Annotated in this window: 19 protein-coding genes and 1 pseudogene; 8 read left to right on the top strand and 12 right to left on the bottom strand. The window is 73.6% G+C overall.

Annotation, left to right across the window (positions count from 1 at the left end; genetic code table 11):
- The first annotated feature begins 70 nt into the window (after positions 1-70).
- Positions 71-481, top strand: a complete 411-nt coding sequence (locus tag GL259_RS05340; RefSeq protein WP_159529652.1) for a hypothetical protein — start codon at positions 71-73, stop codon at positions 479-481.
- 65 nt (positions 482-546) lie between these two features.
- Positions 547-2868 carry an FHA domain-containing protein gene (locus GL259_RS05335; RefSeq protein ID WP_159529650.1) on the top strand — a complete coding sequence of 774 codons (2322 nt, stop codon included), beginning with the start codon at positions 547-549 and terminating at the stop codon, positions 2866-2868.
- 74 nt (positions 2869-2942) lie between these two features.
- Here the strand turns inward: GL259_RS05335 and GL259_RS05330 are convergent, their stop codons facing one another.
- The 3 genes from GL259_RS05330 to GL259_RS05320 all read right to left on the bottom strand — a co-directional run bounded on the left by GL259_RS05330 (position 2943) and on the right by GL259_RS05320 (position 5398).
- Positions 2943-4208, bottom strand: a complete 1266-nt coding sequence (locus tag GL259_RS05330; protein ID WP_159529648.1) for a streptophobe family protein — start codon at positions 4206-4208, stop codon at positions 2943-2945.
- A 177-nt stretch (positions 4209-4385) separates the two neighbouring features.
- Positions 4386-4817 (bottom strand): PRC-barrel domain-containing protein, encoded by a 432-nt coding sequence (locus GL259_RS05325; protein ID WP_159529646.1) that lies wholly within the window; start codon positions 4815-4817, stop codon positions 4386-4388.
- Entirely contained in the window at positions 4814-5398 is a 585-nt protein-coding gene (locus GL259_RS05320; protein ID WP_159529644.1) for a PRC-barrel domain-containing protein, read from the bottom strand. The genes GL259_RS05325 and GL259_RS05320 overlap by 4 nt, the downstream gene beginning before the upstream one ends.
- Positions 5399-5562: 164 nt before the next feature.
- On the opposite strand from GL259_RS05320, the gene GL259_RS05315 reads away from it, so the two are divergent.
- Complete coding sequence (locus GL259_RS05315; RefSeq protein ID WP_159529642.1) at positions 5563-6018, top strand: ATP-binding protein; 456 nt, start codon at positions 5563-5565, stop codon at positions 6016-6018.
- Between the two features lie 201 nt (positions 6019-6219).
- Here GL259_RS05315 and GL259_RS05310 read toward each other — a convergent pair whose 3' ends face one another.
- Entirely contained in the window at positions 6220-7107 is an 888-nt protein-coding gene (locus tag GL259_RS05310; protein WP_159529640.1) for an RNA polymerase sigma factor SigF, read from the bottom strand.
- A 297-nt stretch (positions 7108-7404) separates the two neighbouring features.
- On the opposite strand from GL259_RS05310, the gene GL259_RS05305 reads away from it, so the two are divergent.
- The gene (locus tag GL259_RS05305; RefSeq protein ID WP_159529638.1) at positions 7405-7845 is read left to right on the top strand and encodes a helix-turn-helix transcriptional regulator; all 441 of its coding nucleotides are present in this window, start codon (positions 7405-7407) and stop codon (positions 7843-7845) included.
- A gap of 22 nt (positions 7846-7867) precedes the next feature.
- On the opposite strand, the gene GL259_RS05300 is transcribed toward GL259_RS05305, so the two are convergent.
- Together GL259_RS05300 and GL259_RS05295 are read right to left on the bottom strand one after the other, a co-directional pair.
- Positions 7868-8470: an ATP-dependent Clp protease proteolytic subunit gene (locus tag GL259_RS05300; protein WP_159529636.1), complete on the bottom strand. Its 603-nt coding sequence runs from the start codon at positions 8468-8470 to the stop codon at positions 7868-7870.
- On the bottom strand, positions 8470-9126 hold the full coding sequence (locus GL259_RS05295; protein ID WP_159529634.1) for an ATP-dependent Clp protease proteolytic subunit: 657 nt from the start codon (positions 9124-9126) through the stop codon (positions 8470-8472). Before GL259_RS05295 ends, GL259_RS05300 begins: the two co-directional genes overlap by 1 nt.
- Before the next feature lie 408 nt (positions 9127-9534).
- Between GL259_RS05295 and GL259_RS05290 the strand changes: the two genes are divergently transcribed.
- The gene (locus tag GL259_RS05290; protein ID WP_159529632.1) at positions 9535-10017 is read left to right on the top strand and encodes a VOC family protein; all 483 of its coding nucleotides are present in this window, start codon (positions 9535-9537) and stop codon (positions 10015-10017) included.
- A 33-nt stretch (positions 10018-10050) separates the two neighbouring features.
- Here the strand turns inward: GL259_RS05290 and GL259_RS05285 are convergent, their stop codons facing one another.
- Positions 10051-10959, bottom strand: a complete 909-nt coding sequence (locus GL259_RS05285) for an SGNH/GDSL hydrolase family protein (protein WP_159529630.1) — start codon at positions 10957-10959, stop codon at positions 10051-10053.
- 185 nt (positions 10960-11144) lie between these two features.
- On the opposite strand from GL259_RS05285, the gene GL259_RS05280 reads away from it, so the two are divergent.
- Positions 11145-11840, top strand: a complete 696-nt coding sequence (locus GL259_RS05280; RefSeq protein ID WP_243762256.1) for a ribonuclease H — start codon at positions 11145-11147, stop codon at positions 11838-11840.
- Here the strand turns inward: GL259_RS05280 and GL259_RS05275 are convergent, their stop codons facing one another.
- Both GL259_RS05275 and GL259_RS05270 read right to left on the bottom strand, forming a co-directional pair.
- Complete coding sequence (locus GL259_RS05275; protein WP_159529626.1) at positions 11841-12662, bottom strand: tyrosinase family protein; 822 nt, start codon at positions 12660-12662, stop codon at positions 11841-11843.
- Between the two features lie 34 nt (positions 12663-12696).
- Positions 12697-13070 (bottom strand): annotated as a pseudogene (locus tag GL259_RS05270) (tyrosinase cofactor).
- 348 nt (positions 13071-13418) lie between these two features.
- On the opposite strand from GL259_RS05270, the gene GL259_RS05265 reads away from it, so the two are divergent.
- On the top strand, positions 13419-14402 hold the full coding sequence (locus GL259_RS05265) for an aldo/keto reductase (protein WP_159529624.1): 984 nt from the start codon (positions 13419-13421) through the stop codon (positions 14400-14402).
- A gap of 18 nt (positions 14403-14420) precedes the next feature.
- Here GL259_RS05265 and GL259_RS05260 read toward each other — a convergent pair whose 3' ends face one another.
- Complete coding sequence (locus tag GL259_RS05260; RefSeq protein ID WP_159529622.1) at positions 14421-14759, bottom strand: hypothetical protein; 339 nt, start codon at positions 14757-14759, stop codon at positions 14421-14423.
- A gap of 161 nt (positions 14760-14920) precedes the next feature.
- Between GL259_RS05260 and GL259_RS05255 the strand changes: the two genes are divergently transcribed.
- The gene (locus GL259_RS05255; protein WP_159529621.1) at positions 14921-15418 is read left to right on the top strand and encodes a DUF6328 family protein; all 498 of its coding nucleotides are present in this window, start codon (positions 14921-14923) and stop codon (positions 15416-15418) included.
- Positions 15419-15492: 74 nt separating this feature from the next.
- On the opposite strand, the gene GL259_RS05250 is transcribed toward GL259_RS05255, so the two are convergent.
- A complete protein-coding gene (locus tag GL259_RS05250) occupies positions 15493-15918 on the bottom strand; it encodes an SsgA family sporulation/cell division regulator (protein WP_159529619.1) in 426 nt (141 codons plus the stop codon).
- A gap of 126 nt (positions 15919-16044) precedes the next feature.
- Complete coding sequence (locus GL259_RS05245) at positions 16045-17016, bottom strand: LLM class F420-dependent oxidoreductase (protein WP_159529617.1); 972 nt, start codon at positions 17014-17016, stop codon at positions 16045-16047.
- Positions 17017-17057: the final 41 nt, after the last annotated feature.

Here is a 17057-nt window from a genome sequence, read left to right as displayed (position 1 = left end):
ACAGCACGCGAGCCTCGGGCGGGCGGCGAACCCCGTCCGGCGGGCGAGCAACGCAGCGGGGGAGGGGAACGTGCACGACGAATTCCTGTGCCACGTCACGGCGTACGGGGTCTGCGACGGCCGGCGCATCGGCGTACCGCTGGGCACCTACCGGGCGCCCACCCTGGCCCTCGCCCTGTGGTGGCTGCGCGACCGCGCCTCCTGGATCGCCGAGCGCCTCGATCCGCGGCCCGACGCCGAGCACCTGCCGCCGGGCGCGCTCGTCCCCGTCCCCGAGGGGGTGCCCGACGTGCCCGCGGTGCTGCGCGCCTGGTGCGGTGACGTCGCCCGGCAGGAGGAGGTGGCCGAGGCGCTGGCCGCCGGACGCCTGGTGCGCATCGCCACCGGCGACGACACCACCGAGTACGAGCTGCTGGCCGAGTCGGTGGACGCCCTGCGCATGCAGCGCGCCGCCCGCGTGCTCGGCGTTCCCGTCGCCTGAGGCGCACGGCCGCACCCCGGCGGGCGCGCCGGGCACCCGAACGAACTAATCGGTAGAATCCAGGCATGGCGGAGCGGCCGGTCGCCCCGGAGCTCGTCCTGGAGACCGAGACGGGCTCCACCGTGATGAGTCCGGTCCGCGACTACCACGTGGGACGCGACCCGTTGAGCGACATCGTCCTCGACGACGCCCGGGTCTCCTGGCACCACGCGGTGTTCCACCCCGTGGACGGCCGCTGGACCGTCGAGGACGAGCACAGCGCCAACGGCACCTACACCAACGGCCAGCGCATCCGCGCCTGGGAGATCGGCCCCGGCAGCGTCATCCGCTTCGGCAATCCCGACGACGGCCCCTGCGCCGTCCTCGCCGCCCCCGCGCGCGACCGGCCGTCGGCGGTCTCCCATCCCGCCCTCACCCACACCTTCCGGCAGCCGACCTCCGTACGGCCGCTGCCCACCCGCACCGTCCGCATCGGCCGGGACCCCGACAACGACCTGGTCGTCGACGACCTGATCGTCTCCCGCTACCACGCCGAACTGCACGTCCACGCCGACGGCTCGTACGAGATCGTCGACCTCGGCAGCCACAACGGCACCTACCTCAACGGCGTGCCGGTCGACCGGGCCGACATCCGCCCCGGCGACATCGTCGGCGTCGGCCACTCCGACTTCTGCCTGATCGGCGACGAACTCCAGCAGTACGTCGACACCGGCGAGGTCTCCCTCGACGTCCAGGAGCTCACCGTCACCGTCGACCGGGGCGCCAAACGCCTCCTCGACCACGTCTCCTTCCCGGTGGGGGAGAAGTGCCTGCTCGCGGTCGTCGGCCCGAGCGGCGCCGGCAAGTCCACCCTGATGAACGCGCTCACCGGCCAGCGCCCCGCCGACCACGGCACCGTCCTCTACGACGGCCGCGACCTGTACCACGACTACGCCGAGCTGCGCCAGCGCATCGGCCTCGTCCCGCAGGACGACATCCTGCACACCCAGCTGACCGTCCACGCCGCCCTGTCCTACGCCGCCGAACTGCGCTTCCCGCAGGACACCGCCAAGACCGAACGACGGGCCCGGGTCGACGAGGTGATGCGCGAACTCGGCCTCGGGGAGCGGGCCCGCCAGCACGTGCACAGCCTGTCCGGCGGCCAGCGCAAACGGGTCAGCGTCGCGCTGGAACTGCTGACCAAGCCGTCGCTGCTCTTCCTCGACGAGCCGACCTCCGGCCTCGACCCCGGCATGGACCGCTCGGTGATGCGCATGCTGCGCGGCCTCGCCGACGACGGCCGGACCGTCATCGTCGTCACCCACAGCGTGCTCAGCCTGGACGTCTGCGACCGCCTCCTCGTCCTCGCCCCCGGCGGCGTGGTCGCCTACTACGGCCCGCCCGGCGACGCCCTCGCCTTCTTCGGCTTCGAGCACTGGCCGGAGGCCTTCGAGGCGTTCGAGCAGCAGCAGGACCGGGACTGGGCGGGGCAGTACCGCGACTCGCCCTTCCACCGGCGCTACGTCGCCGAGGCCGCCGCCCAGCCCCAGCGGCTCCGCGAGGAGCCCGTCGTCGTGGGGCCCCCGCCCAGACCCCGCGGCTGGGGTGCCCAACTCCGCACCCTGGTCCGCCGCTACACCGCCGCCCTCGCCGCGGACCGCACCTTCCTCGCCATCATGATCGCGCTGCCGTTCGTGATGGGCGCCATGGCGCGGGCCCTCGCGGGCGGTGAGCTCACCCGCAGGTCCGCCATGAACACCCTGCTCATCCTGTGCGTCGGCGCCGTCCTCACCGGCTCGGCCAACGCGGTGCGCGAACTCGTCAAGGAGCGGGTGATCTACCAGCGGGAGCGGGCGGTGGGCCTGTCCAGATCGGCGTACCTGATGTCCAAGGTGATCGTGCTCGGCACGGTCACCGTGCTCCAGGCCGTGGTGCTGACCCTCGTCGCACTGCTCGGTGTGGACCTGAACGCACCGGACGGCGAAGGCGTGTTGATGCCGCCCCTTGTCGAGATCACCGTCGCCGCCGCACTGCTCGCCTTCACCGCGATGATGCTCGGCCTGCTGGTCTCCGCGGTGGTGCGCAAGGAGGAGGTGACGATGCCGCTGCTGGTGCTGCTCGCCATCGTCCAGGTCGTCTTCTGCGGCGCCCTGCTGCCGCTCGAGGGCGTGCTCGTGCTGGAGCAGCTGGCCTGGCTGGTGCCCGCCCGCTGGGGGTTCGCCGCGATGGCCGGCACCGTCGAGCTGTCCTCGCTCTCGCCCGGCGACCTGAGCCGTGACCCGCTCTTCGCGCACACGGCGGACGTGTGGCTGCTCTCCGTCGGCATGCTGCTCGCCCTGTCGCTGGTCCTCGGCCTGCTGGTGTCCCGCCTGCTGAGGCGCCACGAGCCGGCCGTGATGCGGAAGTAGGCGGCGACGAGGACCGGCCCGGGCCGCCGCCGCGCCGGGCACAGCCCGTGTCCGGTCCGCGGGCGTGAACCCGGTCAGCGGCCGGTCCCGCCCCGCCGGCGCACCCCTCGCGCCGGCAGCGCCCCCGCGAAACCCGCGACCAGGCCCCACAGCAGGGCCAGGCCCAGGGCGCTCCACAGCCGAGGTGTCAGCAGCACCTGCCCGGAGAACCCCTCGCCCAGATCGCCGATGCCGAGCACGGACAGGCCGATCCGCGCGTCGATCCGGGCCGTGAGGCAGATCATGAGCACCGTGAGCGCCAGGGCCACCGCCAGGTGCACCGCGTGCTGCCAGGCCCGGATCCGGGCCGGGGACAGCGCCGCCATGACGAAGGCCGTGGCCAGCAGCAGCACCGCGTCGACCACCACCAGCCACCACACCCGGCCGTCGTGCTCGGCGAGGGTGCCCAGGTTCAGCGTGGAGACGTCCGGCGTGCGCAGCACCTCGTCCAGCACCTGCGGCATGGGCAGCCCGAAGGGCCCGTCCACCCTGCCGTCCCAGGTGGCGCCGAGCCCGATCGTCAGTGCCGGCCAGGCCACGTTGGGCAGACCGAGCAGGATCACGGCGAACGTCTCGGCGGGGTGCCCGCGCGTGGCGGCGACGGCCAGCGCGACGACCAGGCCGATCACGACGTGGGCGAGCAGCAGCTGCAGCATCGCGTGCGCCGCGGGCCGCACCGACGTCTGCAGGCGCAGCAGCCGGCCCGGCAGCGGGGCGCCGCGCGCCACCAGCAGGGCCAGCACCAGCACCCCGGCCAGCCAGACCAGGCCGACGAGGACGGTCGCCGGAACGTCGGTGGAGAAACCCACCTCGGGCGTGATGCCGAACAGGTCACCGAGATCACCCAGCGGCCCGTCCCCGAGGGGGATCTCGAACGTGTGCCGTGCGGCGAGCGCCAGGGCGAGCAGGGCGAGCAGCCACAGGGCGGCGATCCTCGCGGCCCACCCGGCCAGCTCGGGCGCCCCGGCGACCGCCCGGTGCCGCAGCGGGCGCAGGAAACCCCGGCCGACGAGCAGCGCCCCGGTGAGGGTGACGGACAGCGGGACGACCGTCAGACCGCCCTCCGTGCCGGCCAGGGCGCCGGCGTCCCCGGAGAGCTCCACGGTGCCTCCGACGGCCGTGACCACGGTCGCCGCGACCACCGGGGGGAAGGAACCGTCCGGCAGGTCCGTGGCACCGGCCGCCCACAGCCCGAGCGCGGCCACCACGCCCATGGCGATCAGCCCGCCGAGCACCGCGACGAGGGCCTGCGCCCAGCCGTGCCGGGCGACCGCCCGGCCGGAGGGGGTGCGTGCGCTCACGCTGCCACGCTAAGCAGGGGCGGCGGGCGGCGCCCGCCGGGAGGTCCGTCCGCGTCGGCTCGCGGGCGGTACCGGGCCGGGGCACACGAGGAGCCCGCAGGGAGGACGGGCGGCGCGCGCCGTCCGGAACCGGCGCGGGGCGCGCGTGCCGCGCCCGGCCGGCCTCCGGCCGGCGTCCTAGAGGTGGTGGGTGCGGCCGGACCGTATCACCAGGGCGTGGTCGCCGAGTCCCAGCAGACGGCTCGCCGGCACCTCGCCGAACGTCGTGAGGACCGCCTCGATCCGGCCGTCGGCCGGATCGAACGCCGCGTCCAGCACGGTGCCGCGCTCCTCACCGCACTCGGTGAGCACCCTGCTCCCCAGCAGGTCGCGGTGCGGCGCCCCGGACGGCCGGCCGCCCGGTGAGCGCACGATCAGCCCGTCCGGCCCGACGGCGTCCACGGCGTCCAGGGCGAGCACGCTCTCCCCGCGCAGCCGCCCGCGCCGCACCCGGACGTGCGTGACCGTCCCCGACGCCGCGTCGACCGTCAGCGCCCGCACGGTCCCCAGACGGCCCGCGCCGCCCGGAGCCAGGACGGGCAGCCCGCGCACCCGGGAGAACAGCATCACGGCGACACGCCCCGCCCGCGGTCGTGGTGGGCTCCGGCGCGGGTCACGAAGCCGGGCAGGTCGTCGGTGACGTAGGCGGTCGCGTGCGCGGGGATCACCAGCGTCCGGCCGGAGGCGCTCAGCGCCTCGCCCCGCGGCACGTACACCCGGTGCCTGCGGTGCCGGGATCCGTGCACCAGTTCCCGGTGCGCGGCGAGCCGGAAGGCGACGACCCGGCCGCTGGTGCCACCCTCGACGAGGACGTCGAGCACCGTGCCGACGACGTCGCCCGCCTCGGTCACCACCTGTGCCCCGAGCAGCCGCCCGCGCAGGGCGTCCCGGCGCGCCACCGACACGGGCACGTCGAGCAACGCCTCCCGCCCGTGGACCATGACCGCGTGGTGGCCCAGGCAGTGCACCGCCGGCCAGGGCAGGTCCTGCGGCAGCGGCCCCGACAGCAGGGACCGGCCGGTGAGGGTGAAGCCCGCGATCCGCGCGGCCGAGGCGTCGAAGACGGTGTCCTTGACGTGGGCGACGGCGTCCCCGCCCAGCGTCACCACGGGCAGGGTCGTCAGGCTCCGCACCGCCATCAGTTCGTTCATGACACGCCCTTCCCGCCGGCCGGCCCGGCGCCCCGCACCCGGCGGAACCCGGGTTCCCCGCCCCGTGAAGGCGCACACCGATCAGGGGGGACTGCGCCGCCGGACTCGGGGTACGAGGACTGGTGCAGAATGTCCGGCCGACCCGGCTTCCCAGAGAGAAACGCATGACCTATCACCTGGACGGGGCAGTGATACCGACTGGTTTCGACGTGCCCGTGGAACCGCTGCGGCGGGCGGCACACTTCACCGGCGAGCCGGGATGCATCGCCGAGGCGCGGGCCTTCGCCGCGCTCTTCCTGGAGCAGCTGAGGACCGAGTGGTGCGCCACGATCGACGAGCGGGCCGACGGCGCGGTCCTGCTGGTGGTGAGCGAGCTGGTCACCAACGCCGACCGGCACAGCAACGGGCCGTACATCCTGGAGCTGGAGGGCACCGACACCTCGCTCACGGTGGCGGTCTACGACAGCAGCGCCACACTGCCCCGGGTCTTCCCCCGCGACCCCCAGCGCGTCGGCCGGCACGGTCTGGAGATCGTGCGGGCACTCGCCCGGCACGTCAGCGTGGAGCGGGTGCCGGTCGGCAAGCGCGTGCGCGCGGTGATGGGCCTCGACGGCGGCTGAGCGACCGCCGGATCATCCTCCCGTCCTCCTCCGTCCTGCTTGTCCCCTCTGTTCTCCTCCGTGCCGGCCGCCCGGCCCCGTCCTCCCTCCGGCGTGCCGGCCCGCGGTCTCCCCCCCGCTCACCGGCCGGCGGCACGCGGACGCGGCCGCCGTCCCCCGTGCGGCGGGGGGACGACGGCCGCGTCCGTGGTGTCCTTCGGGTCAGGCGCAGCCGAGCTCGCCCAGCATGCCCTCGCGCAGTCGGGTGATGATCCGCTTGATCAGGCGGGACACGTGCATCTGCGAGCAGCCGAGACGTTCGCCGATCTCCGCCTGGGTGGCCTCCTCCACGAACCGCATGTGGATGATCTGCCGGTCGCGCTCGCTGAGCTCGGCCATGAGCGGGGCGAGCGCGTGGAAGTCCTCGACGAGCCGCAGCCCCTCCTCCTCCACGCCGATGAAGTCGGCGAGGACGGCCTCCCCGTTGTCCGGGCCGTCACCGGTGAGGGCGGCGTCCAACGACGAGGAGTTGTACCCGTTCGCGGCGATCTGCCCCTCGATGACCTGGTCCTCGGTGATGTTCATCAGCGTGGCGAGCTCGGCGACCGTGGGCTCGCGGTCCAGCCGGCTGGCGAGCTCCTCGCGGGCCTTGGCCAGTTCCACGCGCAGTTCCTGGAGCCGGCGCGGCACGTGCACGGCCCAGGTCGTGTCACGGAAGAAGCGCTTGATCTCACCGACGATGTACGGCAGCGCGAAGGAGGTGAACTCGACCTCGCGCGAGAGTTCGAACCGGTCGATGGCCTTGATCAGGCCGATCATGCCGGTCTGCACGATGTCGTCCATGTCGTCGCCGCGGCCGCGGAAGCGTCCGGCGGCGAACCGCACCAGGGACATGTTCATCTCGATGAGGGTGTTGCGCGCGTACTGGTACTCGTGCGTGCCCTCCTCCAGCTCCGCCAGGCGGCGGAAGAACTGGCGGGACAGCTCCCTCGCGTCGCGCGGGGCGACGGTTCGCGGGTCCGCCACTCCGGGCAGGCTTCCGTCGCCCGTCCCGACCTCGGTGTGCTCGTCGACGACCTGCGCCTGCGACCGGATCACGGCGGTCTCCATTACCTCTCCCCACGAACGTCACGGCTGACATGTGCCTGGGCCCTTCGGGCCTGCGGGTACCCAGGTCACGCGAACTCATTCCTCCGATGTTCCGAACGGCTCACCCCACGGTGAGCGGCGCGTGGGCCCGAGGGGCCACCGGGCGGTGAGACCGCTCGTCACTCGTACGACCGAGGGTACGGGGGAGGAGCCCGCGCGGCAGCACGGGCCGTGCCCGGACACGCCGCGCCGGTCCTCTTCACTCAGGGCGGAACGCCGCTCCCTTCCCCCCGGGGCCGTGATTCCTAGGCTGGAGAGGTGAATCGTCAAACGCCGAACCACGCCCGTGTCATCCCCCTGCGGCCGGCGGCCGCGCGCCCGGTGCCCGTGCGCGCCGCCGCGCCGCCCGGCCCGGCCCCCGCCCCGGCCCCGTCCGCCCCCGCTCCCGCCGGCAGGGAGCCGCTGTGGCGCGACCTCGTGGGCGACGTGCTGCGCCGGGAGCGGCTCGCCCAGGAGCGGACGCTGAAGGACGTCGCCGAAACGGCCCGGATCTCGGTGCCGTATCTGTCCGAGGTGGAGCGGGGCCGCAAGGAGGCGTCCTCGGAGGTCCTCGCGGCCGCCGCGCAGGCCCTCGGGCTCGGCCTCGGGGACCTGCTGTCACGGGTTCAGGGCGAGCTCGTGCGCGTCACCGGCCGGCGGCTCGGCGCGAGCCGGGGCGTGTCCGGTTCGTCGCACGGCGGGCTCTGCCTGGCCGCCTGACGCCCTTCGCGCAGCCGGCGCCTCACACCCGTGCGAGGCGCCGGCTCAGCACCTCGTCCGCCAGGCCGAAGGCCACGGCCTCGTGCGCGGTGAGCACCTTGTCGCGGTCCATGGCCGCCCGCAGGGCCGACGCGTCGTGGTGGGTGTGCCGGGACAGCACCTCCTCCACCTGGGCGCGGATCCGCACCATCTCCTTGGCCTGGAGCGACAGGTCGGACGCCGTGCCGCGCGCCCCGCCGGTGGCCGGCTGCCCGAGCAGCACGCGCGCGTGCTCCAGCACGAACCGCCGCCCGGGGTCCCCGCCGGCCAGCAGCACGGCCGCCGTGGACGCCGCCTGCCCGACGCAGAACGTCGAGATCGGCGCCTGCACGAACGTCATCGTGTCGTAGATCGCCATGAGCGAGGTGAACGAGCCGCCCGGGGAGTTGATGTAGATCGCGATCTCGCTCTCCGGTGCCGCGGACTCCAGGTGGAGGAGTTGCGCGATGACGACGTTGGCCACCCCGTCGTCGATCTCGGTGCCGAGGAAGATGATCCGCTCGGACAGCAGCCGGCTGAACACGTCGTAGGACCGCTCGCCCCGCGGAGTGAGCTCGACGACGTTCGGAATCGTGTACGTCCCCATCACTGCAGCCCCATCCTGCGCCGTGCGGCCGCCGGGCGGACGTCGGCGAGCGACTCCACCACCCGGTCGACCATGCCGTACCGCCTGGCCTCCTCGGCCGTGAACCAGCGGTCCCGGTCGCCGTCCCGGGAGATGGTCTCCGGGGTCTGCCCGGTGTGCTCGGCGGTGATCCGCTCGATGGTGCGCTTGGTGAACTCCAGGTTCTCCGCCTGGATCTCGATGTCCGCGGTGGTGCCGCCGATGCCCCCCGACGGCTGGTGCATCATGATGCGGGCGTTCGGCAGGGCGTACCGCTTGCCGGCCGTACCGACGCTCAGCAGGAACTGGCCCATGCTGGCGGCGAATCCCATGGCGAGCGTGGAGACGTCGTTGGGGATCAGCCGCATCGTGTCGTAGATCGCCAGACCCGCGTGCACGGAGCCGCCGGGGCTGTTGATGTACAGGCTGATGTCGGTGCGCGGATCCTCCGCGGACAGGATCAGCAGCTGCGCGCACACCCGGTTCGCGGACACCTCGTCGACCTGGGTGCCCAGCAGCACGATCCGCTGGGCGAGCAGCTGGGCGGCGAGGTGGTCGTCGAACCGGGTCGGCGGGGTGTCGCCCTCCTCGGCCCGCGGCGGCGTGACCGGCCGTGGGCCGGCGGTGAATGGAGACATCGGCGCTCCTCGTGGTCGCTCGTCGGACACGCGGCCGGTGCGGCCGCGTGTCCTCCACTCTCGACCGGCGGCAGGGGCCGGCGGGCCTTTCTCTGCCCGTGGCAGATCCGCCACGGGCAGAGCGCTCACCCGGGCTGCTTCCGCCTCGACTCCCGCAAGGACGCCCGCACATCACCCACCGGCGGATCGGGCTCCTCCACCGCCGCGAAGTGCCCGCCCCGGCCGCACCCCTTCCGGCGCACCGGGTGCTGCGTGCGCTCCCGCTCCGCGGGGGCGGGGCCGGGCGCGGCGGGTGCGGCCGAAGCGGTCGCGCGGGCCGTCCGGGTCGCGCTCCCTCGCCCACCGATGAGTTTTCCGGCGCGCAGGGGTCGACACCGATGACCGCAGTTCCACATCAGGGAGGTATCCATGACCACCGACGGATTCACCACGTGTCTCTGGTTCGACGGCCAGGCCGAGGAGGCCGCGAACTTCTACGTCTCCGTCTTCGGGAACTCGGGCGTCGGCCGGATCGTCCGGCACCCCGAGGCCGGACCCGGCCCCGCGGGCACCGTCCTGACCGTGGAGTTCACGGCCAACGGCCAGCGGTTCGTCGCGCTGAACGGCGGGCCCGAGTTCACGTTCAACGAGGCGGTCTCCTTCCAGATCGACTGCGCCGACCAGGCCGAGGTCGACCACTACTGGGACAGGCTCGTCGAGGGCGGCGGCGAGCACGGCCCGTGCGGCTGGCTCAAGGACCGGTTCGGCGTCTCGTGGCAGGTCACCCCGAGGCGGCTGATCGAGATGGTCGGCGACCCGGACACGGAGAAGGCCGCCCGCGCGATGAAGGCCATGATGTCGATGGGCAAGCTCGACGTCGCGGCCCTGGAGAAGGCGTACGCGGGCGAGTGACGGCCGGCGCGAGACGGGGCCCGCCCCGCGCGGTCAGCTCCCGCGGACGTGCTCCCCGATCACCCGGGTGATCTCCCGCGCCATGCGCAGGATCCCCGGCGAACGGACCGGGCAGGGCCTCGGCCTGGACGTCGTGGGCGCCAGGCAGAAGTGCAGGGGGTCGTCGTCCCGGTGCAGGGCCGTGCGGTCGCGGCCGGGTTCGGTGCAGTAGTCGGGGTGCGCCCGCTCGCGGGCGTCGCACGGCAGGTACTGGGCCCAGGAGTACCGCGCCCCCGCCGGACTCACCGTCCGCCCCGCGTCCGCGACGAGGTCGCCGGAGGCGGCGGCCCGTTCCGCGTAGAGCGCGTTGATCCGGCGGACCCGGTCGGGGGTGATCGGGTCGGGGCCCTGCAGCACCCAGACGATCCGGGGCCGCCGCGATCCCCCGGCGGCGGCGATCTGCCCGGTGAGCCGTCGCGCGTCGGCCGCGTACCGCTCGAGGTACCTCTCCCGCGAGGCGTCGTAGGTGATCCCGTCCATGCACGGGGTGTAACCCCAGGAGTTGCCCCAGAACTGCAGCACCACGTAGTCCGGCCGCAGCGAGCGCACCAGCGCCGCCGCCTTGTCCGGGGCCGGCACGAGGGAGCGCTCGGCGGAACCCTCCAGGTAGTCGCACAGGGTGGTGCCCGAGTAGGGCGCGCTCGTGTAGCGGGCGCGCAGGTCCGCGCGCAGTTCCCCGCCGAGGACCTTCTGGTTCTCCGTCGCCAGGGAGTCCCCGAGGTACAGCACCGCCGGCGCCTTCCCGGGCACGGCGTCCGGGGAGGCGGCGGGCCGCTGGTGCGTGGTGGCCGACGCCTTCGGCGGGGCGGGCGGCGGCCCGGCCTGCGGCCCGGACGACGGGTCCGTGCACGCGCCGAGCAGCGCGGCGCTCAGCAGGACTCCCACGATCCACGGCTTGCGCATACGGCGACTCCCGCCCCGGCCTGCGAAACGGCTCCCCAGGCAAGCACAACCGGGGGCGGCGGGGAAGACGCGCTTCAGGACGGATCGCGTCCCTTCCCCGGGCGGGACCCCGGTCCGCTCCGGCTCGTGCGGTGCCGCCCGGGGAAGGGACGGGCACGCCGTCCGGCCATGGCATGATCGGACACATGGGTGAACGTGTGGTGGCCGCGTGCGACGGGGCTTGCAAGGGAAACCCCGGGCCCGCCGGCTGGGCCTGGGTGGTGGCCGACGCCTCCGAGACGCCGGTCCGCTGGGAGGCCGGGGCGCTCGGCAGAGCCACCAACAACGTCGCCGAACTCACCGCGCTGGAGCGGCTGCTGGCGGCGACCGACCCGGCCGTGCCGCTCGAGGTCCGGATGGACTCGCAGTACGCCATGAAGGCCGTCACCACCTGGCTTCCCGGCTGGAAGCGCAACGGCTGGCGCACGGCGGCCGGCAAGCCGGTCGCCAACCAGGAACTCGTCGTCCGCATCGACGCGCTCCTGCAGGGCCGCTCGGTGGAGTTCCGCTACGTCCCCGCCCACCAGGTCGACGGCGACCGGCTCAACGACTTCGCCGACCGCGCCGCCAGCCAGGCGGCCACCAGCCAGCAGGACGCCGGCAGCGAGCTGGGCTCGCCCGAGCCGCCGCCGTCCCCGGACACCCCGCCGGCCGCCGCCGGGCGCAGGTCCGGCTCGGCCAAGGCGTCCCGGCCGCGCGGCGGCGGCTCGTCGTCCCGCACGATCAAGGCGAAGTTCCCCGGCCGCTGCCTGTGCGGCCGCTCCTACGCCGCCGGTGAGCCCATCGCCAAGAACGACAAGGGGTGGGGCCACCCCGAGTGCCGGACCGCCGCGAGCGCCTGATCAGGCGTCGAAGGTGTAGTGCGGCGTGTGGTCCAGCAGGTCCGCCGGGGTCGTGTCGTGCCACGGCCGCATGGTCTCGTCCAGGTCGACGACGTCCGGGGTGCCGGCGGCCGGCAGGTAGCCGGAACCGGGGTGGCGGCGCCGCCACTCGGCCCACAGCTTGTCGACGTAGGCGTGGTGCAGCCAGAACACCGGGTCGTTGGGGGACACCCCGGAGGCCATCTGCCCGCCGACCCACACGTGGACCCGGTTGTGCAGATTGACCCCGCGCCAGCCCTCCAGGTGGTTGCGGAAGCCGTCCGAACCGCTGTTCCACGGCGGTGTGTCGTACGTGGACATCGACAGCACGGACTCGACCTCCGCCGGCGTCGGCAGCCCGCGCCCGCCGGCTCCGAGCGAGCGTCGGAGATAGGTGCGGCCGTCCACCCGCACGGTGATCGGCCAGTTCCCGGTGGACGCGGCGAACGGCCCGTCCATCACCCGGCCGTCCCGGCTGCGCCCGCTGCCGCCGAGGAAGTCGGGCGCCCACAGGGAGGAGCGCACCGAGCCGTCGGTGCTCCAGTCCCAGTACGGCAGGGCCACCGACGCGTCCACCGACTGCAGCGCCCGCTCGAACTCCAGGAGGAATCTGCGGTGCCAGGGCAGGAAGGACGGCGAGCGGTGTCCCGTCCGCTCGCCGTGGTCGGTGTCGGCCACGATGAAGGCGTTGTGGGTGGTGACGAACTCGTCGTAACGGCCGCTGCGCTTGAGCTCCAGCAGCGCGGCGACGAAACGGCGCTTCTCCTCGGCGGTCAGGCTCGCCTGGTTCTTGCGGACGGTCATGTGCGGGGTGCTCCCTACGTGCTTGCTGCGGTGATCAGTCGGTGGGGAAGGGCAGGAGCGGGGCGCCCTGCAGCTCGTCCACCGCGGCACGGGCGGCGGCGCGCGGGGTGGGGAGCGGGGCGTAGTGGCTGACGACGCTGATCCAGCTGCCGTCGGCGTTCCGCATCACGTGCAGTTCGACGCCGTCGACGAACACGGCGTAACCGGGTCCGTGGTGGTGACCGCCGGTGGCGGCCGGCCGGCCCTGTATCCGGCGGCCCTTGTAGACCTCGTCGAAGCCCGCGGGGAGTCGTGGCGGTGCCCGGCGCCCTCGGCGGCCCGCGCGGACGGGACGAGGGCCGGCAGGCCCGCGGCGGCGGTGAGGGCGGCCGCGGCGGTGAGCGCGCGGCGACGGCTGGGTTCCGGCATGCGGATCTCCCGGGGGTCGGTCGTGGATCAGGACCCCGCATGCTTACCGCCCGTGCCGGTACCGGGAGAAACCCCCTCGGAGCGGTTGGCCGCGATCCGGGCGATTCCCGTCATGTCGTACGGGTTTGAACGAAGATGATCTTGTCGTGCGAAGAGGGCGGGCCGCGACGGAAGGGGAAATTCCGCCCCGTGCGGGACGCTTCGCCGGGTGATCCTCCGCGGGAGGCGCCCGGCGCGTGGCCCGTGTCACACCGCGAGATCGGCGTGATCCCGCGGGGGCGCGTGCCCGGGGTGCGGCTCCGGACCGGTGCCTTCGCCGCCCGCCGTGGAGGATGACAGACTGACGTCATGGAAGAGCGCACATTCGACAGGTCGGGCCAGCACGCCTCCGTGATCGGTCTCGGCACATGGCAACTCGGGGCTGACTGGGGCGACGTCGACGACAAGGAAGCCCTGGCGGTGCTGGAGGGCGCGGCCGAGTCGGGGGTCACCTTCTTCGACACCGCCGACGTGTACGGCGACGGGCGCAGCGAGCGGACCATCGCGTCGTTCCTGAGCGGCCGGCCCGATCTGCACGTGCTGGTCGCCACCAAGATGGGCCGCCGGGTCGAGCAGATCCCCGAGAACTACGTCCTGGACAACTTCCGCGCCTGGAGCGACCGCTCGCGGCGCAACCTCGGCGTCGACCGCATCGACCTGGTGCAGCTGCACTGCCCGCCCACCCCCGTCTACTCCGCCGACGAGGTCTTCGACGCCCTCGACACGCTGGTGGAGGAGGAGCGGATCGCCGCCTACGGGGTCAGCGTGGAGACCTGCGCCGAGGCGCTCACCGCGATCGCCCGGCCGAACGTGGCCAGCGTGCAGATCATCCTCAACCCGTTCCGCATGAAGCCGCTGCGCGAGGTGCTGCCCGCCGCCCGGGAGGCGGGCGTCGGCGTCATCGCCCGCGTCCCGCTCGCCTCCGGCCTGCTGTCCGGCAAGTACACCAAGGACACCGTCTTCCCCGAGAACGACCACCGCACCTTCAACCGGCACGGCGAGTCCTTCGACCAGGGGGAGACCTTCTCCGGCGTCGACTACGCGACCGGCGTCGAGGCCGCCGCGGAGTTCGCCGCGCTCGCCCCCGAGGGCTGCACCCCGGCCCAGCTGGCGCTGCGCTGGATCATCCAGCAGCCCGGCGTCACCACCGTCATCCCCGGCGCCCGCTCGCCCGAGCAGGCCCGGGCCAACGCGGCCGCCGCCCGGCTGCCGGAGCTGCCCGGCGCGACCCTCACGGCGATCCGCGACCTCTACGAGCGCAGGATCCAGGGCCAGGTCGAATCCCGCTGGTGAGGCGGGACCCGGGCGGGATCACGGCTCCAGGAGCAGTTGCCTCTCCTGCTCCTGGTCGCCGGAGGCGGTGCCCTCGTCACGTGCCGTGAAGGCCCGGGCGAGCGTGTCGCTCGCCCGGCGCACCGCTTCCGGGGTGCCCTGCACGGTGACGGTCACCGGCGCCGACAGACGGCCGGCGTCCGCGTCGGGGGCCTCCTCCCGCCCCTCCCCGGCGAACGTCGCCACGCGGACCGTGGCCCTCTCGTCGGAGGGCGACCGGTCCGGTGCCCCGAACACCCCCTCCAGGGCCCGGACGACCGCGCGGGCGTCGTCGGCGTCCCCGCCGCTGAGCGTCACGGTGAGCTGGGTTTCGGACATGCGTGCCACGACCTCCTGGCCTCGGTGTCATCGCCTCGGCGGCGTCGCGGTCCGTGTAACCGCGCGCCGCACCCCCAAACCGCGGCCCGCGCGGGGAGAACGGTGGCGGACGGGGAACCCTCGGGGAGAGGAACGACGTCGTTCACCCAGGGAGGCGCACCGTGCCGGAGGCGGAACAGGACCGAGGCAGGCGCAGAGGGCGCAACGAGACCGAGGAGGAGCGGGCGGACCGGATGTGGCAGGAGCTGATCCAGGAGGTCCGCGTCGCCCAGATGGGCGTGCAGATCCTCTTCGGTTTCCTGCTGACCGTCGTGTTCACCCCGAAGTACGACGACCTGTCCGACGCGGACCAGACGATCTACATAGCCACCGTCGTCCTGGGCGCGTGCGCCACCGGTGCGCTCATCGGTCCGGTGTCGCTGCACCGCCTCGTCGCCGGACGGCGCATCAAGCCGCAGGCGGTGCAGTGGGCTTCCCGCCTGACCCTGCTCGGCCTCCTGCTGCTGCTCGCCACCACCAGCGCCTCGCTGCTGCTGATCCTGCGCGTGGCGACCCACGACGACTTCGTCCCGTACCTGGTCGCCGGCGTGGTGTGCTGGTACCTGCTGTGCTGGTTCGCCCTGCCGATGTGGACGCGGCACCGCCACACGGCGCGATGAGCGCCGCACCCGGCCGTACGGCGCGATGAGCGCCGCACCCGGCCGTACGGCGCGATGAGCGCCGCGCCCGCGGCTCAGCTGCCCGCGAGGACGTCCGCGAGGAAGTCGTCGACACGGACCTCCTCGCGCCCCGGCGGGACCAGCCGGTGGGTCTCCCGCAGGAAGTCGCCGACCGTCTCGGCCCAGGCGAACACCACGGCGTGGTGCCGGCCGCCGTCGGCGTGGGCCTCACCGAGGAACTCCATGCGCAGCTCACGCCCCACGCCCCGGGACTCCGGGCGCAGCCGTACGTCCCCGCTCCCCACCGACCGGGTGAGGCCGTCGGTGACCATCTCCCGGTCCAGCTGCCAGCGCGCGAGGACCCGGCCGTCGTGGCTGAAGACGAAGGTGACGGCGAACGGGTCGCGGGGGTCGTAGCTCAGGTGGGCGAGTACGGGAAAGCGGTCCGCGTCGCCCGCCTGGAGCTCCACCACCAGCGTCTTGTGCACGAACGAGTTCACGAGAGGGCCTCCGGAAGTACCGACGTAGAGACCTCTAGTACCCCGTGTCCGCGCAAAATGCTCGGCTCTCCGGGTGAATCCGGCGGGCGCCGGGGAAACGAGGACGGCGGCACCTGTGCTCCGGCGTCAGCCGAAGGCGTCCCGCAGCGCCGGCAGCAGCGTCTTCTCCGACCAGTCCAGGTACTGCGGCTGCGACTCGCCGCCGATCTGCACCAGGGCGATCTCGGTGAAGCCGGCCTCCACGTAGGGGCGCACGGCCTCCACGAAGTCCTCCGGGTCGCTGCCGCACGGGATCGACCCGGCGACGTCGTCCGGCGTGACGAACCGGGTCGCGGAGTCGAAGGAGTCCGGGTGCGGCAGTTCGGAGTTGACCTTCCAGCCGTTGCCGAACCAGCGGAACTGGGCGTGGGCGCGCTCGACGGCCGCGTCCCGGTCGGGGTCGTAGCACACCGGCAGCTGCCCCACCCGCGGCTTGCCCTCCCCGCCGTGCCGGTCGAAGGCGTCGAGCAGGTCCGCCTCCGGCTCCGTGGCGATCACCAGGTCGGCGAGCCGGCCCGCGAGGGCGCAGGACCGCTTTCCGGAGACCGCGATGCCGATCGGCGGCGTCCGGTCCGGCAGGTCCCACAACCGGGCCGACTCGACGTCGAAGTGGGTGCCCCGGTGAGTGACGTGACCGCCCTCGAAGAGGGCGCGGATGATCTCCACCGCCTCCTCGAGCATCTCGTGCCGCACGTCCACGGACGGCCAGCCGCCGCCCACCACGTGCTCGTTGAGGTTCTCGCCCGAGCCGAGCCCCAGCCGGAACCGGCCCTCGGACAGCAGCTGCAGCGTCGCCGCCTTCTGCGCCACCACCGCCGGATGGTAGCGGAACGTCGGGCACGTCACGTACGTCATCAGCGGAATGCGCGAGGTGGCCTGCGCGGCGGCGCCCAGCACGCTCCACGCGTACGGCGAGTGACCCTGCGAGCGCAGCCAGGGGAAGTAGTGGTCCGAGGTCACCGAGAAGTCGAAGCCCGCCTCCTCGGCCCGCACCACGTGGTCGACCAGTTCACGGGGCCCGGCCTGCTCGGTCATCATCGTGTATCCGATTTGCACCATGACGCCCGGGTCCCCGGCCGCGGGGCGCGAAAACGGTGGAT

Origin of the sequence: Streptomyces sp. Tu 3180, assembly GCF_009852415.1 — a bacterium.
Classification (GTDB): Bacteria; Actinomycetota; Actinomycetes; order Streptomycetales; family Streptomycetaceae; genus Streptomyces.
The sequence above is the reverse complement of the archived record's forward strand: the minus strand, read 5'-3'. Positions and strand labels throughout refer to the sequence as shown.